This window comes from Anaerostipes sp. CAG:276, from assembly GCF_000432215.1.
Taxonomy (GTDB): Bacteria; Bacillota; Clostridia; order Lachnospirales; family Lachnospiraceae; genus Anaerostipes; species Anaerostipes caccae.
On record NZ_FR889191.1, the window covers coordinates 1 to 23,915 of the forward strand.

Consider the following 23,915-nt stretch of genomic DNA (forward strand, 5'->3'; position numbering starts at 1 on the left):
GCAATATTCTTGCGGATGCGCTGGAAAGCGCTTATCAGAATATTCCGGCAGTATCATAATAACAGAAAGGAAACGAAAAAATGGACATTGAATTAAAAGATAAGGCGAACAAAAAAATAAAAATCCCTATGCTTCCGGAAGAAATTGAGTATTCCAGTTCAGCAAGATTCCAGGAATATAAAATATTGGATTTGGGAGAGGTAAAACTGCCAAAGGGAAGAAATCTGTGTACCTATAAATGGACAGCATTATTTCCCGGCAGCTCAAGAGAAAAAATGTCATTTATCCATGGAACATTGAAAACACCATCCTATTATATCAATATAATGGAGTACTGGAGGAAACAGCATAAAAAACTCAAGCTTATTATCAGTGGGACATCGGTGAATGAACAGGTATATATTGACAGCTTCAGTTATGTACTCACGTCGTTGGGAGATTATAAATATACCCTGTCTCTTGTGGAGGCGGTTGACCTGAAGGTAAAGGCTAAGAAAAGATCTTCAAAAAAGGGAACTAAGAAGTATAAAGTAAAGAGAAACAAAGAAACGCTCCATGGAGTCGCAAAGAAGTTTTATAAAGACGGGACCAAATATAAAGTTATTTATAAAGCTAATAAAAAATTAATTGATACCAGAGTGAAGAGAGAAAGGAAAAAGAAAAAATCAATCAGTAAATATACGATTTTTAAAGGGCAGGTGCTGACGATACCATCAACAGCAACTGCCTTTTCTGCAAAAAAAGCCTCTGTGCTTAAATTGCAGAAAGCTATTAACAAAGATAAGTATGCAAAACTTACGGCGAACGGGGTGCTGGACAGCAAGACAAAAAATGCAATGAAGAAGATTTTTATTAAGAGAGGATCCAGAGGTGCAGTTGTCTCCTTTGTACAGGAAAAGGTAAAGGTATCCCAGGATGGTATCTGTGGAGCTAAGACAGTAGCTGCTATCCGAAAATACCAGAGAAAACATGGTTTATCAGTGGATGGTATCGCAGGGTATGATACATTGAGAAGAATGTTAAGTTAGGAGGGGAGAAGAATGAGCCAAACCTATAAAGACCCCAAATATTCCTGCATTATAAAGACAAAGAAAACAAAATATGATGTGTCAGGGTTGATGACAAATCTGGTCATCTCTCAAAATAAAGATGACCTAGCTAAGGGTGTATCATTGACAATTCCAAATCTTAAAGATACATACAAGCATTTATATAACAACATTAATGTCAGAGATTCGTTAGTTTTGTACTGTGATACAGGAAGCGGACGAAAAGAGATCTTTCGCGGGATTATTTGGGAAAAAAATTATAACAGTGATGTAGAAAAAGATCTTACATTGACTGCATATGACAGACTGATTTATCTTCAAAACACAAAAGATAATTTCTTTTTTGCAAAAGGGAGAACGACCGAGAGTATTGTGAAAAGCATATGTAAAAAATGGAATGTGAAACTTGATTATGATTATGAGGGGACGAAACATAAAAGAAAGGTTTACAGAGGAGAAAAAGTTTCCGATGTCCTGACTAAAATATTAAAAGAGGCAAAAAAGAAGACAGGAACAAAATACATTGTGTTTTGTAAAAAAGGCATTGTTTATATAAGAGAGAGAGGATATAACAAAAAAATATATGAGTTGAATCATAAGGAAAATGCACTATCCCAGAATACAAAAGTGACAATGGATGGTATGGTGACAAAGGTTTCAATTTATAAGGAGCAGGAGATTACTGGTAAAAAGGATAAGGCGCCCAAAAAGCTTACTTCAATGAAAGAAAATACAGAAAAATATGGGACCTTGCAGGAGATTATCATTCGAGATCAGGATGATAAAAATTCTAAAAAAGCAAAGAAGGAAGCGAAAGAACTTCTCAAAAAACATTCTAAGCCGGAATATACAAGAACAGTGAAGGCTGTGGATAATCCGTATATAGAAAAAGGACATAAAATCAAGAGCAATGCTGGTGCGCTGAATGGATATTATTATGTCAAAGGCGTGGAGCATGACTGTGCCAATGGGACAATGACATTGGAGGTGGAAAAGTAAATGGCAAAAAAGGGGAAGTCAAGACTGGCGGCTGTTTTGCAGAGCAGAATGGGCACGGTAAATCAAGTAAATCAATCCCAGACAGCAGAAGTGGGGAAAATGCAGAAAAACGGAATTATATTAGAGGATTTTCCGGATGATGTAATAGGACCTGATGAGTATGGTTTGTGCTGTCTTGGTAAGGAACAGGAACCCCGAGAAGGGGATGAGGTTTTGATTGTCTGGGCTGATGATCTGCCAGTAATCGTAGGAGTCTTAAAAAAAGAAAGTTAAAGAGAGGTGGAAATATGGAAAATGTATTCCCGGAAGATTTGGATATAGAAGAAGATGAGCTGGATCAGCTGGAAGATGAACTGACAGAAGACCGTCCCGGATACAAAAAAAGTATCTTTTTTGATGAGGAGACAGGAGATCTGAAAAGAGACGGAACTGGAAAGGTTGTAGAAAGCAGTGGTATCGAGGCGTGGATTCAGTGGTGCATGAAAATATTGAAAACCCAGCGCTACTCATGTCTGACTTACAGTGATGATATCGGAATTGATATGGAGACAGCTTTTCAGGCTGAATCCAGAGAAGAATCTGAAAATATTTTAAGAACAGAAATTAAGGAAGCACTGGAAGCAGATCCGTACGGAAGGACTGAGGTAGTGGAATCTGTAGAATTTCATTGGCAGGAAGAGGATTCTTTAATTGTAACATGTAATATTACCGGAATGGATTCCAGTAATATTACAATTAATACTAAAATGGAATATTAAAAAGGAGAGATTGTGATGGATGAAGAAATTTTAGAAATGATGGAAGAGACAGATGAGGATGATTTTCAGATTCCCGAGTTTTTAGAAGAAGGAAGCGAAGAAGAAATTCATAATACAATGCTGGGAGAACTGCCTAATGACATTGATGTTTCGGAAGGAGGATATATTTATGACCTCACGAGACCAACGGCAATGGAAATATCAAGAATGAAACAGTTTGAACTGGTTGAGGCATTAAAGCTGATTTGGCCAAGATTTGCAGAGGGGATTTATCTGGACTACCACGCAGAGACAAGGGGACTGGAGCGGAAAGAAGCTGCAAATGCGGAAGGTATCTTAACAATCACTGGAACAACGGGTACGGTGATTGAGTCCGGAAGTATTTTTACTACAGAAGGAATTAATGGTGAGGATGCAAAGGAATATGAGACATTGGAAGAAGCTCAGATCCCTGAATCAGGGAGTGTGGAAGTACCAATACAATGTGTAGAAGCGGGGACCATCGGAAATAGTGCTGTAAACACAATCGTTCTGCAGCAGAGCACAAAAGAAGGTATCACCGGGGTAACAAATCATGTTCCGATTTCAGGCGGATATGGGGAAGAAGACGATGACAGCCTGAGAGAAAGAATTATGGAATATGATCAGTCACAAGGAATATCTTTTGTGGGAAATATAAGTGATTACAAGAGATGGGCTGAATCTGTGGACGGCGTGGGGGCTGTACACGTGATTGAAGCAAAGGACAGCAGCGGAGTAGTAAAGATTGTTGTTACAGATGCATCAGGCAATCCGGCAGAACAAGATCTCTGTACACGAGTAAAGGACTATATTATGGGGACAGATGATCCTGAAAAACGTTTAGCACCTGTCAATGCCATAGTGCACGTGAAACCGCCTCAGAAACAGAATATTACAGTTGAAGCAAAAGTAGAATTAGAGGACATTACAGTTGATGAGCTGCAAACAAAGTTTAAAGTATCTATTCAGGATTACCTTAAGAAAGTGGTTGAGGAAGGGAAAATAAGATATACGCAGATTGGAAATATCCTTGGGGATATTCCGGGAGTATATGACTATTCAGAATTAAAGCTGAATGGTGGAACAGCCAATGTTCAAGTTAAAGCACTTAGTATTCCTTTTCTTGAAAGTGCTGATTTTCAACTGATGGATGAAGCCAGCCAGGGTTAGGAGGTAATGTGATGTCAAATAGAACTGAGTTGATGAAAAAGATACTAAAAAGTGAGCAGGCACAAAAAATAATTGACGAAATAAGCCCTGTATACGGAGAGAGTTATGTATGTCTGTGGCTGTTCCAGATAATTGGGAAAGAATTAGATAAGCTTGACGATTTTGTACAGAATTTGAGAGATGAGACAGTCATTCAGACAGCTGATCAGTGGGCATTGAAATATTGGGAGGAACAGTATGGAGAGATCGAGGCGCCTCATCTGCCGGAAGAAAAAAGAAGACAAAATATTATGGAAAAGATAAGAAAGAATTATCATAATCCCAGACAGATGGAAAATGCCCTCTCTGTGCTTACCGGCTATCAAGTTCAAATTGAAGAGAATACAGAGAAAAATAACTTTGATGTGCTAGTTCGTGGATATACGCAGGATTTAACTGGTGCAAAGGAGTTTATAGACAAAGTAAAGCCGGCTCATTTAACTTATGAAATCAGAGTCTCAGAGCTGATACAGGCAGTTGTAAATATATACTGCGGATGTGCCATATCTGAACATGAGCATTATGAGGTAACAGTACTTTACCTCGATGCAGAAATTACAAAGTAGGGGTGAATAAAATGAATATTTGGGAAAATACAGTGATTACAAATAAAGGGAAGGATCTTCATGCAAAACTTTATAATGGAAACATTTTAAAGCTTACAAGAGTAGAGGCAGGCTCAGGAAAAGCAGAAGTGCCGGATCTGCGGTATCAAACAGAAGTTTTGCAGATGAAAGATGAACTTTCTGTTCAAGGAGTAGATACATCAGGTAATATTACGTCAGTATTGGTTATGCTGGACAATTTAAAAATTACAGAACGTTATGAGTTATGGCAGATAGGTTTTTATGCAGAGGATCCAGATGAAGGAGAAATACTTTATTGTCTTGCACAGGCGACCGAAGCAAAAGTAATTCCTGCAAAAGATGAGAGTAAAGGTTATACTATATCATGGAAATTTGATTTTAAAAGCGGAGGAGAAGAATATCCTGAAATACAAATGGAACCGGCAGGTTTTGTTTCCTCTGAAACATTCGCAAAACATAGAGACAATCAGGGATGCCATGTCTCCGTAGAAGAAAAAGGAATTTATAATGATAAGTATACAAAAAAAGAAACAGATCAACTATTTCAGCAGTTTCTGGAACAGATTTATCCGGTTGGAAGTATTTATACCAGTGTAACAAATGTCAATCCATCGGCTTTTCTTGGAGGGAAATGGGAAAGGTTTGGAAATGGACGAACATTATTCGGAGTTGATGAAAATGACGGATATTTTAACAGTGCACAAAAACCTGGGGGACAGAAAAATGCAGTAGTTGTCAGCCACAATCATGGTATTCAGGGATTTAACTGTAATGAAGGCGGTTATCACAACCATTCTGTAACGAATGTACACTTTTATGATAAAGCTACGGCAAAGGGTGATAACTATGCCAGATGGAACTCTTCCGGAAACAAAACAACAACATGGGGATCTGTGACATATGGGGGCAAACATCAGCATTGGATTCCATGGCATCAGACAGATGCGAAGGGAGAAAGTGGTGAAGGAAAGAATCTTCCGCCTTATATTTGTGTATATTTTTGGAGAAGAACAGCTTAGCCAAAATATGTGATATAATGATTAAAAAGTAAACGGGCTGTTACAGGAGAAAAGATTATGAGTATTCAGGATGAGGAATATTATTGGAATAATGATAATAGCAACACCGTTATTATACTATCGCTTTGTACTATTGCAGTCAGCATTTTTATATATCACATAGGAATCAAAGATATGCTGTTAAGAGTGTTTCTGCTGATTTATTCTGTTTTGTGTGTAGATATATTAATTAGAGAAACGAGAGCAAAAATACAGGGAAAGAAAAAGTACATAAAAATTAATTCGGATGGTATTGAATATGATTTTATTAAAAAAAGAGCGAAAGGAAAGATTTTATGGAAAGAAATAGAAATGGTTGAATATTATCATTCAACAGCTCATTCTATAAAACAGTCTGTTATTAATATTTATCTTAAAGAGGAAAAAAACCTGAAAGTGCGGTTGGATATTTTCCCGGACTTAGCGACAAGAGAGGTTTTTTATGAAATTGTAAAACGGTGGAAACCTGAAGAGGCAGAGGAAATAGCAAAAAAGTTGGAAGAAGACATATGTATACAAATTTAGAAGGAGCAGAAGCTCCTTCTTTTTTGTAAAAAAGGAGGGATCATCAATGGAAGACTGGGAAATAGAGTTAATGCAAACACCAAATACTATTTCATCATATATGATGGGAGAATATCAGAGAATGAAATATAGAAGCAAATATAGGTCTTCCAATAAAGTAGTTGAACCAGAATATATTACAGGTGCTTTAAATTATTCTATGATTGGATCTATAGAAAAGGGCTTGAATTTTACAAAATTTAAGGAGTACTCTCCTGTCAGCAGAGCAATCGACGCTTATAATATTGCAGTGGCAAAAGATAAAGGCAAAGAAGCGTATAAAGCAGTTATGGGCTGGGGGAGCGGTGAAGTTGTTTTAGGCGTATCAAAAGTGTTAGGCGCGTCAGCCAACGTGAATCCTATCATTGCAGCTGCCGGCCCTTATATTGCTGCCGGATTAGCAAGTTACTATTTTGCTGAATGGATGGGAAAAGCTTATGAAGAGGCAACAGTGTGGGCAAAGACAAAACAAGGGCAGCGAGCTATGAATGAGGCAAAAATTATTCAGAAGAAGCAACTAAAAGGGGTACGGTCGGATACACTCAGTCCAAAGGCTATTCAGAGCAATCTAAATCAGTATGGCAGAAAGAAAAGAACAGGGTTGGATATCATTCGGCATTCCCAACAAAAATTTGAATCTTCCTATCAAAAAAGTGGAAAGTGGAGAAAAACTGCAGAAATAAATAATAATGCAAGATATCAAGGAAATAATTTCAGCAAAAGGCAGCAGGCAATATCCAGACCAACAAAAAGTCAGACAAATAAATCCATAGTATATTTTGACCGTATAATAAAAAGGCAGAAAAACAATGTTAAAAACTATTGGACAAAACGAGTGAGAGGTGCAGAGAACTTTATTAAAAAACATTTTGGGTTTTTTAAAAGAATCAAAAAAAATGCAAATGGAAGTTTTGTTTCAGGTCCAATGTTGAGTTGGGTTGGTGAGGATGGTCCTGAAGTGATTATTCCTTTAAGTAGGAAAAAGAAAGATCGGGGACTTGAACTGTGGAAGCAGGCAGGTGATATCTTGGGAGCTTCAGAGAACTCCCAAGATATCCAACGAAGTAATTCTTCTAATAAAAAAAATAAACAAAAAGTATCAGTCTCTGTTAAAAACATAACAATTTCAGATACAAAAAATGAAAGAGAGAAGAATAGTATTGATTTTAATATGTTAAGAGAACAAAAAGAAGAAATATCTGATGAGCTTTGTAATATTCTAGCGGAATCGTTAGAAAGTGCATATCAGAATATCTCAGCTGTAAATTCTGTGTTATAATTTAGTTACAACAATACGATGATTCGGAGGGAGAGAGATGATTTGTCAGAATTGTGGTAAAGAGAACAGGGAGGATGCTCTGTACTGTGAATGGTGCGGCGTAAAGCTGGAGGTTCTAAATGAAAAGGATCAGCAGTTTCGTTTGTTTCTGAGCAGGAAAGAGCAGAATTCCGGTATCTTTTGGAGTGTTGTAACACTTTTCTATGCATGGTTAGCATTAAGTTATTGGTTTGTCTGGTTTGGAGCCATTTATAATGTAGTCGTTATTATTTTAAGGTTTGTGCAGGCGGAAAAAGTGAAAAATTCATCTGTAGATCTGGTGCAGTCTTATCAGAATAAGAAGAAGCTTCTCATCGTAACGCTCATTGTAAACGTGTTAATCGGATGGTTTCCGGTGGCTCTCGCAGGGTATTGGAACGATAAGACCAAGATAAACTATGTGATGAAAAATCCTGAGTTTGTAAAACAGTGACAGGAAAACAAAAAGAACAGGAAACAAAATCAAATTTTTGCTTCCTGTTCTTTTTTATTTGAATTGGTTTTCAACATAATTCCGCATTTCCTGCCGGGTCTTCATCTGTTTGGCACCGTCGATGACCTGACGCTGTTGGTCAGAAGTCAGCGATGAAAATGCAGACAGGGCATTTTCGTGCTGTGCCAGTTCCATGGTAAATCCGATTGGAATATCTTCATTTCTCATAGTCATCACCTCAGAAATAGTATGACCGGAATCAGACAAAAAATACGGAATTAACATTCTATGCATTGCAGTCAGTCGTAATCGTCATAATCATCGTCGTCGTCCCATTCCACATAAACGTGGACGTAGGCTTTTACCTTCGGATTATCTTTGCAAGTCAGCGTGATGGTTGCTCTGCCAGGTTTTTTGCCATAGATATAACCTTTGGAATTGACAGTCGCAACTTTTTTGTTGCTGGAAGAAAACGTTACCTTCTTGTTTGTGGCAGTCCGGGGATAAACCTTGTATTCGATGTCTTCCCAATCATGAACATCTACATCGGTGTAGCGGTCTTCCACCCAGATTCTGGTTGGCTTTGTATACTTCTTTTTTGCTTTTTTCTTTACCGTGATCGTACAAGTCTTTTTCTTCTTTGTACCACGGATACGGCAGGTGATTTTAACTTTTCCAGTTTTCACTGCTTTTACAGTGATGTCATCATCTCTGCGGTCTCTGCTTACGATCTTCACAATTTTTTTGTTGCTGGTAGACCAGATCAGCTGGTCATCGTCGTAGTCAGAAGGGCGCGCGTAGGCTTCCAGCTCAAATTTTTGTCCTACCCGCAGGGTCTTCTTAGAGTAATTCAGCCTTCTTATAGAGGTCGGTTTTGGATCATCTTCGTCGGCATGGATGCTGAGCGGTGATATAATGACCGTCAGACTTAACAATGCTGCCAGTACAGCAGGCAGTAATTTTTTAATTTTCATATTTTCCTCCCATGAATCTTTAATCGTCATATTCTACAATTACATATACGTAAGCTTTTACCTTTGGATTAGCTTTACATGTCAGTGTAATCTTTGTTCTGCCCGGGCGGATTCCTCTCACATCACCGCGGGAGTTTACGGTTGCTATTCTTTTATTGCCGGAACGGAAGGTTACTTTTTTGTTTGTAGCTTTTTTTGGATATACCTTATAATCAATATCCTCTGTATCATTTACGTCTACATCCATCCGTTTATCTTCCAGTTTGATCTTTGTTGGTTTTATGTATTTCTTTTTCGCTTTTTTCTTTACCGTTATGGTGCAGGTTTTCTTTTTCTTTGTTCCCCGGATGCGGCAGGTAATCTTTACTTTTCCGGTTTTCATGGCTTTTAATGTAATATCATCGTCTCTGCGGTCTTTGCTGACAATTTTTACGATTTTTTTGTTGCCGGTAGACCAGATGAGCTGGTCGTCATCGTAATCATATGGCCTTGCATAAGCCTTCAATTCAAACTTCTGCCCGACTCTGACAGTTCTCTTTTTATAGTTGAGTTTTCGGATAGAAGTGGGTTTCGGGTCGTCGCTGTCTGCATGAATTACTGCAGGAGACAGGGAAAGGGAAAGTCCCATCATGAATCCCATGAACATTAACAAGATTTTTTTGACTTTCATGGCTTACCTCCTTCGTCATTAAATACGTTTGCAGTGACAATATCTTCCGGCCTGCCCCGCATGCTGACAGGAAACAGGCCTGAGATATTGAAAATAAAATTCAGCGGTTAATCATCGATGCCAAATTTGTTTTCTAAAGTATCTTCTGCAAAGTCAAGTTTGTCTTCCAGAGCGTCAATCCTGCGTTCGATTTCTTTATATTTTGCAGCTGAGAGCTTTCCGGTATCATACTGATGCTCATAATCGTCATCCAGAGTATCCAGTTCATGGTCGATGGCATCCAGTTCCTTTTTCAAACTATAAAATTTATCCTGATTTTTGGAAACATCGGAGATGGGTTTTGCTGCCTGGATTTTTTTTGTAATCTGTGAGATTTTTGTCTCATATTTGCTGAAGTCAGGTGTGTCGGAAGCGGTCGCCTGAGTCTCTGTTGAATTTTCTGTGGCATTTTCGGTTCCCTCTGCCGTCGTGGCAATGTCCTGTGTGGTAGTTGCTTCGGCCTGGTCTTTCGGTGTGCTTTGGCATCCTGCAAGTAAGAATACAAATGCTCCGCAGGCTAATATGGCTGTTATTTTATTTTTCATAATAAAATCTCCTTTCTTATATCTTTGATAACTTTATTATAGTTCCCGATTATTAAAATTAAATTAAAACGTTTTCATAAAATTACATTTATATTATAATAGTTCCATATGGAGGTATGACATGCGCCTGTTAATTGTGGAAGACGAAGAGGATTTGAGAAGCATCTTAAAAAAGAAACTGATGAAAGAGCATTACACTGCAGATGACTGCGGAAATGGCCTGGATGCACTGGATTATATCAATATGGCAGATTATGACGGTATCATTCTGGATATTATGCTTCCTGGACTTAACGGACTGGAACTGCTGAAAAAGATCCGGGAGGAGGGCAATGACACACCGGTATTGTTTCTGACTGCAAGAGACGGCATAGAAGACCGCGTGAAGGGTCTGGACCTTGGAGCGGATGACTACCTTGTAAAACCTTTTTCATTTGAAGAACTTATGGCCAGGGTGCGGGTTATGATGCGGAGAAAACCAGCTCTGGTTTCTAACCGGCTGACGATTGGTGATCTGGTTCTGGACTGTGAATCAAAGGAAGTTACCCGTGCAGATAAAAAGATATCTCTTTCCAGCAAGGAATTTATGGTCCTTGAATATATGCTGAGAAATCAAAATATTGTGCTGTCCAGGGAACAGATTGAGCAGCATGCATGGAATTATGATTTTGAGGGCGGATCTAATGTTGTGGATGTCTACATCCGTTATCTGAGGAAAAAGATTGACGAAGGATTTGGGTGTAAGCTGATCCACACGGTGAGAGGCGTTGGATACGTCCTGAGGAAAGAAGAATGAGAAGATTTTCGATTAAAAAAAGAGTTACCCTTTGGTACACAGGTATGATCGCTGTCGTGCTGGCAGCAGTATTTGCAGGGGTTTTCATATTTATCAATCAGCTGGAACTGTCCAAGACAGAGGAAGATCTACAGGGAATGGTGGCCGATTTTGCTGACGAGATAGAGTTCCAGAACGGAACCTATTATCTGGACCCGGAGGTAGACTATTATGACGACGGTGTCATGTTTTGTATCTATGATCAGGAAGGCAGGCTGCTGCACGGCAGTATGCCTGTGGAATTTCCCAAAGAGACGAAGCTTCAGTCTCATGAAGTCCGAAACATAAAGCAGGGAAGCAAGCAGTGGATGATCTATGACGCCGCTTACCAGTACGGGACCGGAAAGGCCATCTGGATCAGAGGAATCGTCTCTATTCACGGCATGGAACAGATCATGCATATGGTTTTGCTGGCCTTTTTAGCTGTATATCCGCTCCTGATTCTGGCCATTGGGCTGATCGGATACATGATGACGAAAAGAGCCCTGAAACCGGTGGATGATATTTGTACTACCGCAGGGGAGATCAGCAGCGGTGCGGATTTGTCAAAGCGCCTCCCGGAACCGAAATCGGAAGATGAAATGCGTCAGCTGACTTGTACGTTCAATGAAATGTTTGACCGTCTGGAGGCATCGTTTGAGGACGAAAAACAGTTTACGTCCGATGTTTCCCATGAACTGAGGACTCCGGTTTCTGTGATTATAGCCCAGTGTGAATATGCCCTGGAGGAAGATACACTCAGTGAAGAACAGAAACATGAGATTCAGATTGTTCTCCGGCAGGCTAAGAAAATGTCGGATCTTATTTCACAGCTTTTGATGATTGCCCGGTGCGAGAGAGGAAAAGAGAATTTCCAGTTTGAGCCTGTGGATATGAGTATGCTGGCAGAAATGACCTTGGAGGAACTGTCACAGAGAGCCGGTGAAAAAGGGATTCATCTGCTGAGTGAGATCGAGCCCGGCCTCACAGCCAGAGGAGACCAGATGCTTCTGACCAGGATGCTGATCAATCTGGTGGAGAACTCCATTGACTATGGAAAGAGAAATGGGATCGTGAAGGTATCTCTGTTCAAAAAAGACGGGAAGATTCGGGGAATCGTGAAGGATGACGGGCAGGGCATTGGAGCGGAACATTTAGACAAGATCTGGAACCGTTTTTACCGTGCAGACAGGAGCAGGAACAGCCAAAACCAAGTCAGGGGTACCGGTCTGGGCCTGTCTATGGTAAGATGGATTGTCAGGATACATGAAGGACAGATTTGGGTAAAAAGCAAGGAAGGAGAAGGTTCAGAATTCATATTTGAATTAAAGGAAATGTAGTTATGGAGAAGAGAGAAAAGTTTTCATCGAGGATTGGATTTATCTTAATATCGGCAGGATGCGCCATAGGGATCGGGAATGTGTGGAGGTTTCCGTTTGTAACCGGGCAGTACGGAGGAGCCGCCTTCGTACTGGTATATTTGTTTTTCTTATTTGCGCTGGGTCTGCCGATCATGGTCATGGAGTTTTCGGTGGGGCGTGCCAGCCAGAAAAGTATTGCAACTTCATTCCAGACATTGGAGCCTGAAGGGACAAAATGGCATTGGTACAGTTACTTCGGAATGGCGGGAAACTATCTTTTGATGATGTTTTATACGACCGTGGCAGGATGGATGATCAGCTATTTCTTCAAGATGCTGAAAGGTGATTTTGTGGGAAAAAATCCGAAACAGGTTGAGGCCGTGTTCGGAGAACTGCTGTCAAAACCGGAAGTGCTGATCTTCTGGATGCTGGTCGTTATTGTTGTCGGATTTTTGATCTGTTCGCTGGGGCTTCAAAACGGGGTGGAAAAGATTACTACGGTCATGATGTCCTGCCTGTTTTTAGTCATCCTTGTGCTGGTCATAAGGTCCGTCACACTTCCGGGAGCATCAAAAGGACTGTCTTTTTATTTAGTGCCGGATTTTCAGGCCATGAAAGAGCAGGGGATTATGAAAGTAGTCTCTGCGGCGATGGGACAGGCGTTCTTCACACTGAGTCTTGGGATTGGAGCCATCGCAATCTTCGGAAGCTATATTGACCGGTCTTACCGTCTGACAGGAGAAGCTGTCAGCGTTGCGGTATTAGATACACTTGTAGCTCTTATGTCAGGACTGATTATCTTTCCGGCCTGCTTTGCTTTCGGAGTGCGGCCGGACAGCGGACCGAACCTGGTATTTATCACACTGCCGAATGTATTTAACGAGATGCCGGGTGCCAGGATATGGGGAGCCCTGTTCTTCCTGTTTATGTCCTTTGCGGCGCTGTCGACCATTATCGCAGTATTCCAGAACATTATTTCTTTCGCACAGGATCTGTGGGGATGGACGATTAAGAAAGCCAGTATTTTTAACGGGATACTGATCACCATATTGTCGCTTCCATGTGCACTGGGCTTTAATGTCTGGAGTCACATCATGCCGTTTGGGGCGAACAGTACGATTCAGGATCTGGAGGATTTTATTGTGAGCAACAATATTCTTCCACTGGGGTCTTTAGTGTATCTTCTGTTCTGTGTGACAAAATACGGCTGGGGATGGAAGAACTTCAGTGAAGAGGCCAATGCGGGAAAAGGAATTAAATATCCGGAATGGACGAGAAAATATGTTACATTTATTCTTCCGCTGATCGTTATTTTTATATTTATACAGGGTTACATTGACAAATTTAAATAAAAAGGCAGAATATCAAAAGGGTCTTGGAATTATCCAAGGCCCTTTATTTTCGTGCTTTTTTGGTATTCATCCCAATTTCATTGTACAAACTGAACAAAAAGTGGGATGAAATGAAATTGAATTCATGTATTACGTACAATACAATGAGTTTGTAAGGAGGGAATGCGATATGTATCTGGACGAGAGAAGCAGTGCAATTCTCAGGGATCTTGCCGCAGGATTTCGAAAAAATTCCGGTGAGATTGAAGAGAAATTTCGTCTGACCAGGCGGCAGATGGATTACAGTCTGAAAAAGATCAACGCGTATTTGGCGGAGCAGAATATACCGCCTGTAAAGAAAAAGCGAAATGGAAATCTGGAAGTCGGAAAAGAGATCAGAGAAGTACTCCGGCAAAAGAAGGATTACTTTTATTCCGAGACAGAGAGGGTACAGATCATAGCATTTATGATCCTGACACAGAGTGATCTCTCACTGCAGCATTTTATTTCTGAACTGAAAGTCAGTAAAAATACGGTGCTGAGTGATTTAAAGGCGGTCCAGCAGCTTTTTGCGGACTATGGATCAAAGTTAAAGTATACAAGGCAGCAGGGGTATATCATAGATGGAAAAGAGTTTGAGAAACGAAAGCTTTTGATCGATATGGCAGGACAGCTGATCTGCCTTCCGGACGGCAGGCAGCTGGTGCGGAAACTCGGGAGACTTAAGGAAGACCAGGTGCAGAAATACCGGGATTGGCTGGAGACCATTGAGAGAAAACTGGACGTAACGTTTACAGACGAGAAAATGGATTCCAGTCCGTACTGTCTGGCTCTGGTATGCCGTAGAATTAAGGACGGAAAATATTTGGATGAGGCAGAAATGCTTTATGAGGAATTGACTGATACGAAGGAATATGCCATGGCCAACGAATTGCTGGCGGAGCTTGGGAAAGTACCCAGGCAGGAACGGTTTTTTATCGCTCTTATGCTGTTGTCCGCAAATATATCTGAACTGGGGATTTTGTCAGAAGAAAAAGTTTCTGTGATCCGGGATGCAATTGAAGAGATGGTACATGACTTTGAGAATAAAGCCTGTGTGGTATTTAAGGAGAGAGAAGAGTTAAAAGAGATGCTTCTCAAACACATGAAGCCCGCTTACTACCGAATGAAATATAACCTGACACTATCAGGAAACCTGCTGGATATTGTCAACATAGAGATGTATCAGGAGGAACTAAAAGAAATACATACGATCATGAGAGGATGTATCGGACCGGTGGAACAGCTGATCGGCAGCAGGGTTCCGGATGCAGAACTTAAATTTTTGACGCTGTTCATGGCCAGCTGGTTTCGGCGGCAGGGTACAAAGATTACCGAAAAACCGAGGGCTCTGGTCGTGTGTCCCAACGGGATCACAGTTTCCAAGATCATGCACAGTGCCCTGAAGGATTTGTTCCCCGAATTTATTTTTCTGGATGCAATATCGGTGAGAGAGTTTGAAGAGTGGGAGGAAAGCAGGTATGAGTTTGTTTTTTCATCGGTTTATCTCAACACAGAAAAGAAGCTCTTTGTGGTGGAACCGGTGCTTTCACAGAAAGAGCGGAGGCAGTTGAGACGGCAGGTAATGGAAGAAGTATATGGAATCGCAGTGGCAGACTATGACTTGGAGGAAGTGCTGAGGATTATAAAACAGCACGGCATGATAAGAAATGAAATGCAGCTGCTAAAAGATCTGAAGAAATATTTTTCTTCCAGAATTTCAGATACAGGATTCGGAGACTCAGAGGATCAGGAAGACCTCAGTCTGATGGATTTTCTGAGTGACGAATATATTATCCAAACAGACCGGGCAGAAGGCTGGAGAGAGGTCATGCAGATGGCTTCCGGACCGCTGATCAGCCACGGGAATGCAGAAGAGAGATATGTAAAAAGAGTTCTTGCCCAGTATCACGACAATTCGGTACATATTATTTTCGGAGGAAGAATTGCAGTGCCCCACGCGATGCCGGATAAAGACACAAAGAGAGTGGGACTTTCACTTGTAACTGTAAAAGAGGGGGTTTTATTTGGCGGTCTCAATATCCATTTGTTTGTTATGCTGTCCCCGGTGGATGAAAAGAAGCATTTAAAAGCTATTTTGCAGCTGTCAAAACTATCGGAGAGTGAAAGAGATGTCAGAAGGATCGCTGAAGCAGGCAGCAAAGAAGAAATCAGAGAGATTATAAAAATGTATTGTTAAATTCGTGTTTCATCTGCAGGCAGATTTCGGGCGACGGCCCGGTATAGAAGCAGCAAATTAATTTCATTATCAGGAGGAAGAAAGATGAAGAGAGTTGTTTATTATGGAATTGAGGATATCAGAGTAGAGGATGCACCGGTGCCGGAACCAGGGCCGGGGGAAGTAGTCGTAAAAAACAAAGTGACCCTGACATGCGGTACCGACTGCAAAATGTTCATGAGAGGATACAGATACCAGCCGCCGCATCTGATCGGGCATGAGGCTTCCGGAGATGTCGTGGCAGTAGGCGAAGGCGTTACGAAATTTAAAGTCGGAGACAGGGTGGTGGCCCATAATACGGCTCCATGCCATAAATGTTACTGGTGTAAAAAGGGCCAGCACTCCATGTGTGTGGATCTGCCGTCCAATCTTGGGGCTTACGGAGAGTATCAGCTGATTCCGAAAAATATCGTGGAAGAGACTATGTTTAAGCTGCCGGATGATATGGACTACAAACAGGCGGCTCTGACAGAACCGCTGTCATGCGCGGTGTATGGGATCTCAAATGTAGAAATTGAACTGGGAGATACGGTAGTAGTCAATGGCTGCGGACCGATTGGGCTGATGTTTATCCGTCTGGCTTATTTAAGAGGGGCCAGGGTGATCGCCTGCGACATGCAGCCGAACCGTCTTTCTCTGGCGGCAAAGCTTGGAGCAGCCGAGACAATCAATATTGAGGAGCAGGATCAGATTCAGGCGGTGAGGGATTTGACAGAAGACTCCAGAGGTGTGGATGTGGCTATCGAGGCGGCAGGTCTTCCGGCTGTCTGGGAGACCGCTTTCCGCCAGGTGAGAGCAGGAGGCCAGGTGCTCTGCTTTGGAGGCACGAAAAAAGATACCACAGTCAATATTGATTGTACAAGAATGCACTATGAGCAGATCACGATCAAAGGCGTTTTCCATACGACACCAATCCATGTAAATGCGGCATTTGAACTACTGAAAATGGGAGCCATAAAGGCAGAGGATTTTGTAGAACATGAGTATCCGATCGAAGAGACAGAGGTAGCCATAAGGGAACATGCGGCAGGAAAGGTCATTAAAAACTGTATTGTTTACTGAGAAGACAGGGGAGAAGCAATGGAGACTTTATTAAAGAAAGATTACATCTATGATCATCTGCGGGCAGAAAGCAGGGATAAGCTTTTTGAGATCATGGGAGGAAGACTTGAGAAGGAAGGTATTACAAAAAATAGCTATGTGGCGGCGTTAAAAGAGCGGGAAGAAAAATATCCTACCGGACTTCACACAGACGGGCTGCTGATCGCCATGCCCCATACGGACAGCGCCCATGTAAATGAGGCCTGCATCAGTATTGCCCGTCTGGAAAACCCGATTCCGTTTCACGAGATGGGCAATAAAAAAAATACATTGGACGTTGAAATGGTCTTTATGCTGGCATTAAAAGATCCGGAGGCTCATTTAAAGATACTTCAGAAGATCATAGGGATGTTCAGCGACAGGGAAGTATTGAAAAAGCTGAGAGAAGCAGAAACTGCAGAGAAAATCTATCAGGTCGTCTATGAGGCGGCAGATCTTTGAGGAAGGAGATATTATTATGAAGACAATCGTTGTAGCATGCGGGGGAGGGGTTGCAACTTCCCAGACTTGTGCGGTAAAACTTGCGGATCTTTTAGAAAAGAACGGGATCAGTCCGTCAGAGTTCCGCATTGAAGCTATCAATATCAATTCTATGCCCCAGTATGAAAAAGTAGCGGACATTTATGTGTCCATCTGCGGAGAAGGAGAAAAAGAATTTGATCTTCCTACCTTTAACGGAGTCCCATTTATTACAGGGATGGGGGCAGAGGAAGAATTACAGAAGATTTTAGAGGAATTCAGAAAATAGCAAAAGAAAAAGAGGAGGAAAACTATGGATATATTACAGACTGTCTTTCAGGGATTAGTAGACTTAGGAGCCAGTGTATTTTTACCGATCGTCATTACACTGATCGGAATCATATTAGGAATGAAACCTACCAAGGCATTTTCAGCAGGTCTTACTCTGGGTGTGGCTTTAGTAGGAATGAATCATGTGATGTCATTGATGACAGACAGTGTCGGCGCGGCAGCTCAGGCATTCGTGCAAAATACAGGTGTCCAGCTGAAAGCGCTGGATATGGGATGGGCACCGGCACTCGGTCTTTGCTGGACATGGGAGTATGCATTCCTCATGTTCCCGGTGCAGATTGGAATCAATATTCTTCTACTGGCAGTCGGTTTTACAAACTGTCTGAATGTGGATATGTGGAACGTGGGAAATAAGGTATGTACAGCGTTTCTTGTGGCTTATGTAAGCGGAAATCCGGCAATCGGGTTTGCCTGTGCCATTATACAGTGTGTATTTGAACTGAAAAATGCAGACTGCACAAAATACCGGCTTCAGAAACTCACCGGAATACCGGGGATCTCCATGCCGCATCCGATGTTCCTGGCAGGCATTTATTACTATCCGCTCACTCATTTTCTGGACAAAATTATTCCGGACAGCATGAACATCGATGCCCAGAAGATCCGGGACAAGATCGGAATCTTTGGTGAGAATCACATCATGGGATTCATTGTAGGATGTTTTATTGGGATTTTCGGAGGCTATGACTATAAAGAAGTGCTGACTCTTGGCGTACAGGCAGGTACAGCGCTGACGCTGTTCCCTATGGTGGCGAAACTTTTCATGACCGCTCTGACACCGGTGAGCAATGGGGCGACAGAATTTATGAAGAAGAAGTTCCATGGAAGAGATATTTCCATCGGAATGGACTGGCCGGTTATGGCAGGCCGTTCCGAACACTGGCTGATGATGATCCTTGCGATCCCGGTAATCTTCATCTATGCAATCTTTCTGCCGGGAAATATCGTGCTCCCATTCGGAGGACTGATGGATATCTGTCTGATCGTTCCGCTGTTTTATCTTACTATGGGAAATATGCTGAAAATGGCGATCGGTACGTTGATCGGCCTTCCGCTTCATCTGTATGTGGCTTCTTATTTTGCGCCGCATTTTACAAAGCTTGCACAGATCACCGGCGGGGCATCCGTGCCGAAGGGACAGATGCTTGCATGGTTCGGCATCGATATATCAGAACTTCGCTGGGTTTTTGCGGCGGCATCTGAAAAAAACATCATTGCCATTGTCATACTTGTCGTCACCATTCCGCTGGCAGTTTACTATTTTAAATCCATTAAGAGAGAAGATATGGAATTTGCCAAAGAACTCGGCATTAAGACCGAGGCATAGTCCGGAGAAAAAGGAGATTTGTTTTTATGAGTAAGAGGAGCAAGAAAATATTGTTTGCGGTCCTGGCCCTGGTGGATACTTTGTTTCTTGTGGTAAGCGTATTTGCGTGGGATCTGTTTTTGAGCGGCTGCTGTTTTGTGCTGGCTATCCTGTTGACTTATTTTTATGAAGATGCCGGTTTCGGAGAATTTTATGAGGGTAAGAAAATGAGGAAAGAACGGAGGATGAGAAAATGAAGAAAATCATCAACGATCCTCTGAAAGTGGTGGAGGAAAGTTTACAGGGACTGTTATACGCCAATGGAGATTTATATGAAAAAGTGCCGGATGCGTGCGGAATTATTTCAAAAGAGAGGAATGGAAAAACAGCCATTGTATCTGGTGGAGGCAGCGGTCATGAACCAATGCTCTCCGGACTGGTCGGAAAAGGAATGCTTACCGGAGCGGCAGTGGGGAATGTTTTTGCTTCTCCTGATCCATACACGATCAAGGAAACGATCAAGGCGGCAGATCAGGGGAAGGGCGTTTTATGTCTGATCTGGAATTATGCCGGAGATACCATGAACTTTGATGTGGCGGAGGACCTGGCATCGATGGAGGGAGTGAAAGTCTCCCATGTCATTGTCAATGATGATATTGCCTCTGCCCCAAAGGAGGATAAGAAGGGAAGGCGGGGAGTGGCAGGCATTCTGTTTGTTGCCAAGGCAGCAGGGGCCGCGGCAGAACTCGGATATTCTCTTGAAGAGGTGAAAGAAGCAGCAGAGAGAGCCAATGAGCATGTGCGAACCATCGGAATCGCAATAACTCCGTGTTCTATTCCCGGAAACCCACCGAATTTTGAACTGGGAGAAGAGGAATATGAGTACGGCATGGGGATTCATGGCGAACCGGGGATTTCCAGAGAGTCACTCGTATCTGCGGATGAACTGACAGAAAAAATGATTGGCGATCTTAAAGAAGAATTTGGAGATCTGAAAGGCAGGGAGGCAGTGCTTCTTGTAAACGGAATGGCAGCCACAACTGATCTGGAACTTTACATCATTAACAAAAAGGCATGTGAGCTGTTAAAAGAAGCAGGAGTCATCTTATATGACAACATTGTCGGAAAGTACTGTACTTCACTGGAAATGGCCGGTGCGTCTGTCTCCTTATTTATATTGGATGAGGAGCTGAAACGGCTGTATGATCAGCCGGCCTGTACACGGTGTTATACCCAAAAGTATGGAAAGGACGGGTAAGAAGATGAAGGAGATGAACGCCGCCAATGTATCGGAAATGATGAACTATGTGGCGGATCAAATGATAGGGAAAAAAGATCTGCTGTGTGAGATCGACGGAAAAACCGGAGACGGGGATCACGGTATGGGGATCGAGCGGGGATTTACGGCGGTGAAGAAGTTCCTGGCCGAAGAGCAGCCGCAGACAATCCGTGAGATCTTCGGAGGTCTCGGCATGGCGATGATGAATTCCATGGGAGGCGCTTCGGGAGTTATTTTCTCGGCCATTTTTCTAGGTATTTTAAAGCAGCCAGAGCAGGAAAAGCTGGATGCTGAACTGCTGAGGGGAATGTGTGAAAGCGGTCTTAAAAGAATTAAGTCTGCCGGAGGAGCCGATGAAGGCGATAAGACGATGATTGATGCCCTTGCTCCCGCAGTAAGGGCCATGGAGGAATCTGAAGAAAGAGAAATTGAGGAGCTGTTAAAGACTGCATGGAAAGTAGCTGCCGAGGGAGCAGAAAATACAAAAAACTATACTGCCAAATTTGGGAGAGCGAAGTTTTTGGGAGAGCGGTCTCTGGGCTATGAGGATGCGGGAGCGGTTTCTGTTTCTATCATATTTCAGAGTATGTATGAATATACAAGGTCTTTACAGGGAGGTAAACAATGACGGACAGAGTGATGAAGGCACCGTTTATGGAAGAGGCAGTGGAGTCATGCCGATATTTCTGGGAGGCAGGATGGGGAGAAAACCATGCTGGAAATCTTTCGTACCTGCTCTCAGAGGATGAGGTGAATACATGGCTGTCCCAGAGTAACATTTTGAACAGCATACCGATAAAATTTGACACCGGCGGGCTGAGCGGAAAATATTTTCTTGTGACCAGGGCAGGAGCCTTTTTCAGAACAATTCATAAACATCCTAGGAAAGACCTGGGAATTATAAGGATTGATGACGGAAAACTCAGCGTGCTCTGGGGGTTCGACGAGGGAAGAAACCGGCCGACCAGTGAATTTCCGGCTCATATGCTGTGCCACCGGGCAAGATTACAGTCCGATGCAAACAATAAACTGATCATGCACTGTCACCCGACCCACACTATCGCGATGACCTTTGCCCATGAGACAGAAGAGCAGGCATTTACGAAAACCATGTGGAGTCTGAACTCTGAGTGTGTGCTTGTGTTTCCGGAAGGGCTCGGCATGCTCCCGTGGATGGTGTGCGGAGAAGGAGAAATCGGACCAGCCACGGCAAAGAAAATGGAGCAGTACCGGGTGGTGCTCTGGCCATATCATGGAATTTTTGCGGCAGGAAAGTCTTTTGAAGATACAATAGGTCTGATAGAGACGGTGGAAAAAAACGCTCAGGTTTATCTGCTGAACGGGGGAAAGATACAAAGAGGAATCTCGGAAGAACAAGTCAGAAAGCTGGCTGAAGCATTTCAGCTCTGGTAAAGAAAAGGAAGATGCGCAAGAATGCATCTTCCTTTTCTCAAATGTTTACCTATAATCTGATGACGCTGCCTGTTTTCATATAGCGCACTTTTTCTTTCATTGTTTTTTTCAATATGCGGAAAGCGGGAATACCCGTGCAGTGGCCGGTATACACACAGGAGATACCCCGATTGAGAAGATGTCTTCCCAGCGCTTGGATGTCTTCCGGCCGACCGCTCATACTGCCTGGACCCCGGAGTCCCATGGTGTGAAAACCGCCGAATACATAAGAGACTTTCTTACCCGTTGCCTTCAGGGCATGATTGACTTCATCAACGATAGAAACAACACCCGCATGGCAACAGCTGTTGAACAGCACAAGATCATGTTCGCGTTCAAAGACGAGACTCTGTTCGTGGCTGAAATCATCAGGCCTGAAACTGTTTTTTGCCTTAATATACATGTGCCCGCTGCGGCCCCTTTCCGAAAGTCCGGGAATGTTGTGTGAAACTGTCCAGACACCGGGCTCTGTCTCTGTCGTACCTGACACAAATCTAAGGCGGCTTCGATATTTTTCCAGGAGACCCTTCGGTACTCCGATGTATTGCCTGTAGAGCAGGAAGTTAGAATAACAATTTTCTCTGACAGTATTTTGAAGATAAAGCACCGCTTTTGAATTCTCGGAAAAGAATTCACGGTATCCGCCGGAGTGATCATAATGGGCGTGAGAGAGAAAGGCCGCATCCACATCGGAAAGGCGGATGCCAAGCCGGTGCGCATTTTCTACATACTGTCCGGAGGCGCCGGTGTCCAGAAGATAATTTTTTCCTTTGTATTCCATATGTACAGCCAGTCCGTGCTCTCGGCACAGAGAGTCCGGAGCCTGATTCTCAATGAGAGTCGTAATTTTCATATGATCTTCCTCCTGAAACGATGATTAATTGTCTGTTTTTTCCTTTGGTATCGCTACATTTAAGACGATAGCAACCAGAGCCGCGGGAACGATCCCGGAGCCGCCGAAGATCAGCTGAACCGCCTGAGGGAGATTTGCCAGAGCCTGGGAGTTGGCGCCGAGCCCATAGCCGAGTCCTAATGCCACAGATACGATGGTTACAATCCGGTTGCTTACTCCATCCTTGGTGATCAGCTGGATTCCGCTGACTACGATGGAAGCGAACATCATAACCGCAGCTCCGCCGAGCACGGACTGGGGCATGATAGAAACTAAAGCGGCCAGTTTCGGAAACAGTCCGCAGATCACGAGGAAGCCTGCGCCCATGGCGATAGAGTATAAATTGACAACCTTTGTCATTCCCACAAGTCCTACATTTTGGCTGAAGGATGTATTCGGAAGCACTCCGAAGACAGAAGCGAAGGAAGATCCCAGACCGTCACAGATTACACCGCCGGAGAGCTCTTTATCAGTAGCTTCTCTGGACAATCCGCCCTCAGTGATGCCGGAAATGTCCCCTATCGTCTCGACAGAAGTCACGATGAACATAATGGCGATCGGTATGATAGCTTTCAGGTCAAATACGATTTTGACGGGCATGAGTTTCGGAAGAGAAAACCAGCCGGCATCGGCTACTTTATCCCAGTTTAAAACCCAGGAAGCTGTCTGCACGGCACCCTCAGCATTTGTATAAGTGGTGGGCAGGAATAAGCCCATGACAGCGCAGAGAATATATCCCGCGATAACACCGATCAAAATAGAAGAACTGCTGGTTACGCCTTTTGTGAAATGTTTTAACACAACGATCACGATCAGCACCACGGCTCCCACAAAAAGGTTTGGGAGAGAACCGAAATCCCCTGCACCGGATCCGCCTCCGAAAGAGTTGATTCCCACAGAGATCAGGGACAGGCCGATGGCCATGACCACCGTACCGGTGACCACAGACGGAAAGAACCTCCTGAGGGGCTTTAAGAAAAATCCCAGAACTCCTTCAAACAGGCCGCCAATAATGCTTGCTCCCAGAATGGCTCCGTATGCGGCTACTCCGCCGCCCATGGAGGCTG

General features: G+C 42.9%; 28 protein-coding genes (1 of these 28 running past the window's edge). 22 read left to right on the top strand and 6 right to left on the bottom strand.

From position 1 onward, the window contains the following. Window positions 1-80: 80 nt before the first annotated feature. The 10 genes from QVP35_RS08860 (at window position 81) to QVP35_RS08905 (ending at window position 7,996) form a co-directional block, all read left to right on the top strand. The gene (locus QVP35_RS08860; RefSeq protein WP_009290564.1) at window positions 81-1,028 is read left to right on the top strand and encodes a PGRP and LysM peptidoglycan-binding domain-containing protein; all 948 of its coding nucleotides are present in this window, start codon (window positions 81-83) and stop codon (window positions 1,026-1,028) included. A 12-nt stretch (window positions 1,029-1,040) separates the two neighbouring features. After that, a complete protein-coding gene (locus QVP35_RS08865; protein WP_009290565.1) occupies window positions 1,041-2,048 on the top strand; it encodes an XkdQ/YqbQ family protein in 1,008 nt (335 codons plus the stop codon). Continuing rightward, complete coding sequence (locus QVP35_RS08870; protein WP_009290566.1) at window positions 2,049-2,321, top strand: hypothetical protein; 273 nt, start codon at window positions 2,049-2,051, stop codon at window positions 2,319-2,321. It begins immediately after the preceding gene. A gap of 14 nt (window positions 2,322-2,335) precedes the next feature. Continuing rightward, entirely contained in the window at window positions 2,336-2,806 is a 471-nt protein-coding gene (locus QVP35_RS08875) for a DUF2634 domain-containing protein (protein WP_009290567.1), read from the top strand. 15 nt (window positions 2,807-2,821) lie between these two features. Next, window positions 2,822-3,997 (top strand): baseplate J/gp47 family protein, encoded by a 1,176-nt coding sequence (locus QVP35_RS08880; protein WP_009290568.1) that lies wholly within the window; start codon window positions 2,822-2,824, stop codon window positions 3,995-3,997. 11 nt (window positions 3,998-4,008) lie between these two features. Beyond that, window positions 4,009-4,602: a putative phage tail protein gene (locus tag QVP35_RS08885; protein WP_009290569.1), complete on the top strand. Its 594-nt coding sequence runs from the start codon at window positions 4,009-4,011 to the stop codon at window positions 4,600-4,602. A gap of 164 nt (window positions 4,603-4,766) precedes the next feature. Continuing rightward, a complete protein-coding gene (locus QVP35_RS08890; protein ID WP_159058676.1) occupies window positions 4,767-5,642 on the top strand; it encodes a phage baseplate protein in 876 nt (291 codons plus the stop codon). 57 nt (window positions 5,643-5,699) lie between these two features. After that, the gene (locus QVP35_RS08895; RefSeq protein ID WP_009290571.1) at window positions 5,700-6,206 is read left to right on the top strand and encodes a hypothetical protein; all 507 of its coding nucleotides are present in this window, start codon (window positions 5,700-5,702) and stop codon (window positions 6,204-6,206) included. A gap of 46 nt (window positions 6,207-6,252) precedes the next feature. Further along, a complete protein-coding gene (locus QVP35_RS08900) occupies window positions 6,253-7,524 on the top strand; it encodes a hypothetical protein (protein ID WP_022261053.1) in 1,272 nt (423 codons plus the stop codon). A 37-nt stretch (window positions 7,525-7,561) separates the two neighbouring features. After that, window positions 7,562-7,996 (top strand): zinc ribbon domain-containing protein, encoded by a 435-nt coding sequence (locus QVP35_RS08905; protein ID WP_009290573.1) that lies wholly within the window; start codon window positions 7,562-7,564, stop codon window positions 7,994-7,996. A gap of 54 nt (window positions 7,997-8,050) precedes the next feature. Here QVP35_RS08905 and QVP35_RS08910 read toward each other — a convergent pair whose 3' ends face one another. The 4 genes from QVP35_RS08910 to QVP35_RS08925 form a co-directional block, all read right to left on the bottom strand. Then, a complete protein-coding gene (locus QVP35_RS08910) occupies window positions 8,051-8,224 on the bottom strand; it encodes a YdeI/OmpD-associated family protein (protein ID WP_022261054.1) in 174 nt (57 codons plus the stop codon). 71 nt (window positions 8,225-8,295) lie between these two features. Continuing rightward, window positions 8,296-8,970 (bottom strand): Ig-like domain-containing protein, encoded by a 675-nt coding sequence (locus QVP35_RS08915; RefSeq protein WP_009290575.1) that lies wholly within the window; start codon window positions 8,968-8,970, stop codon window positions 8,296-8,298. Window positions 8,971-8,989: 19 nt separating this feature from the next. Next, window positions 8,990-9,640 carry an Ig-like domain-containing protein gene (locus QVP35_RS08920; protein ID WP_009290576.1) on the bottom strand — a complete coding sequence of 217 codons (651 nt, stop codon included), beginning with the start codon at window positions 9,638-9,640 and terminating at the stop codon, window positions 8,990-8,992. A 107-nt stretch (window positions 9,641-9,747) separates the two neighbouring features. Further along, on the bottom strand, window positions 9,748-10,224 hold the full coding sequence (locus QVP35_RS08925; RefSeq protein ID WP_009290577.1) for an entericidin EcnA/B family protein: 477 nt from the start codon (window positions 10,222-10,224) through the stop codon (window positions 9,748-9,750). 121 nt (window positions 10,225-10,345) lie between these two features. On the opposite strand from QVP35_RS08925, the gene QVP35_RS08930 reads away from it, so the two are divergent. The 12 genes from QVP35_RS08930 (at window position 10,346) to rhaD (ending at window position 21,917) form a co-directional block, all read left to right on the top strand. After that, window positions 10,346-11,020 carry a response regulator transcription factor gene (locus tag QVP35_RS08930; protein ID WP_009290578.1) on the top strand — a complete coding sequence of 225 codons (675 nt, stop codon included), beginning with the start codon at window positions 10,346-10,348 and terminating at the stop codon, window positions 11,018-11,020. Continuing rightward, window positions 11,017-12,378: a HAMP domain-containing sensor histidine kinase gene (locus QVP35_RS08935; RefSeq protein WP_009290579.1), complete on the top strand. Its 1,362-nt coding sequence runs from the start codon at window positions 11,017-11,019 to the stop codon at window positions 12,376-12,378. Before QVP35_RS08930 ends, QVP35_RS08935 begins: the two co-directional genes overlap by 4 nt. 2 nt (window positions 12,379-12,380) lie before the next feature. Further along, entirely contained in the window at window positions 12,381-13,751 is a 1,371-nt protein-coding gene (locus tag QVP35_RS08940; protein ID WP_006566096.1) for a sodium-dependent transporter, read from the top strand. 169 nt (window positions 13,752-13,920) lie between these two features. Continuing rightward, window positions 13,921-15,969: a BglG family transcription antiterminator gene (locus tag QVP35_RS08945; RefSeq protein ID WP_022261055.1), complete on the top strand. Its 2,049-nt coding sequence runs from the start codon at window positions 13,921-13,923 to the stop codon at window positions 15,967-15,969. A gap of 84 nt (window positions 15,970-16,053) precedes the next feature. Continuing rightward, window positions 16,054-17,070, top strand: a complete 1,017-nt coding sequence (locus QVP35_RS08950) for an alcohol dehydrogenase catalytic domain-containing protein (RefSeq protein WP_009290581.1) — start codon at window positions 16,054-16,056, stop codon at window positions 17,068-17,070. An 18-nt stretch (window positions 17,071-17,088) separates the two neighbouring features. Beyond that, window positions 17,089-17,550: a PTS sugar transporter subunit IIA gene (locus tag QVP35_RS08955; protein WP_009290582.1), complete on the top strand. Its 462-nt coding sequence runs from the start codon at window positions 17,089-17,091 to the stop codon at window positions 17,548-17,550. Between the two features lie 16 nt (window positions 17,551-17,566). Continuing rightward, entirely contained in the window at window positions 17,567-17,857 is a 291-nt protein-coding gene (locus tag QVP35_RS08960; RefSeq protein WP_009290583.1) for a PTS sugar transporter subunit IIB, read from the top strand. Between the two features lie 24 nt (window positions 17,858-17,881). After that, window positions 17,882-19,246, top strand: a complete 1,365-nt coding sequence (locus QVP35_RS08965; RefSeq protein WP_009290584.1) for a PTS galactitol transporter subunit IIC — start codon at window positions 17,882-17,884, stop codon at window positions 19,244-19,246. A 26-nt stretch (window positions 19,247-19,272) separates the two neighbouring features. Then, the gene (locus QVP35_RS08970; RefSeq protein ID WP_009290585.1) at window positions 19,273-19,482 is read left to right on the top strand and encodes a hypothetical protein; all 210 of its coding nucleotides are present in this window, start codon (window positions 19,273-19,275) and stop codon (window positions 19,480-19,482) included. Continuing rightward, complete coding sequence (locus tag QVP35_RS08975) at window positions 19,479-20,483, top strand: dihydroxyacetone kinase subunit DhaK (protein ID WP_009290586.1); 1,005 nt, start codon at window positions 19,479-19,481, stop codon at window positions 20,481-20,483. The genes QVP35_RS08970 and QVP35_RS08975 overlap by 4 nt, the downstream gene beginning before the upstream one ends. A 4-nt stretch (window positions 20,484-20,487) precedes the next feature. Beyond that, window positions 20,488-21,132 carry a dihydroxyacetone kinase subunit DhaL gene (dhaL, locus tag QVP35_RS08980; protein WP_198959568.1) on the top strand — a complete coding sequence of 215 codons (645 nt, stop codon included), beginning with the start codon at window positions 20,488-20,490 and terminating at the stop codon, window positions 21,130-21,132. Next, complete coding sequence (gene rhaD, locus QVP35_RS08985; protein ID WP_009290588.1) at window positions 21,129-21,917, top strand: rhamnulose-1-phosphate aldolase; 789 nt, start codon at window positions 21,129-21,131, stop codon at window positions 21,915-21,917. The genes dhaL and rhaD overlap by 4 nt, the downstream gene beginning before the upstream one ends. Before the next feature lie 49 nt (window positions 21,918-21,966). On the opposite strand, the gene QVP35_RS08990 is transcribed toward rhaD, so the two are convergent. Further along, complete coding sequence (locus QVP35_RS08990; protein ID WP_022261057.1) at window positions 21,967-22,809, bottom strand: MBL fold metallo-hydrolase; 843 nt, start codon at window positions 22,807-22,809, stop codon at window positions 21,967-21,969. Window positions 22,810-22,833: 24 nt separating this feature from the next. Next, window positions 22,834-23,915, bottom strand: the 3' portion of a protein-coding gene (locus tag QVP35_RS08995; RefSeq protein WP_022261058.1) for a uracil-xanthine permease family protein. It continues 331 nt past the right edge of the window; the window shows 1,082 of its 1,413 coding nt (coding positions 332-1,413); its start codon lies off the right edge, out of view — the gene reads right to left on this strand; its stop codon occupies window positions 22,834-22,836.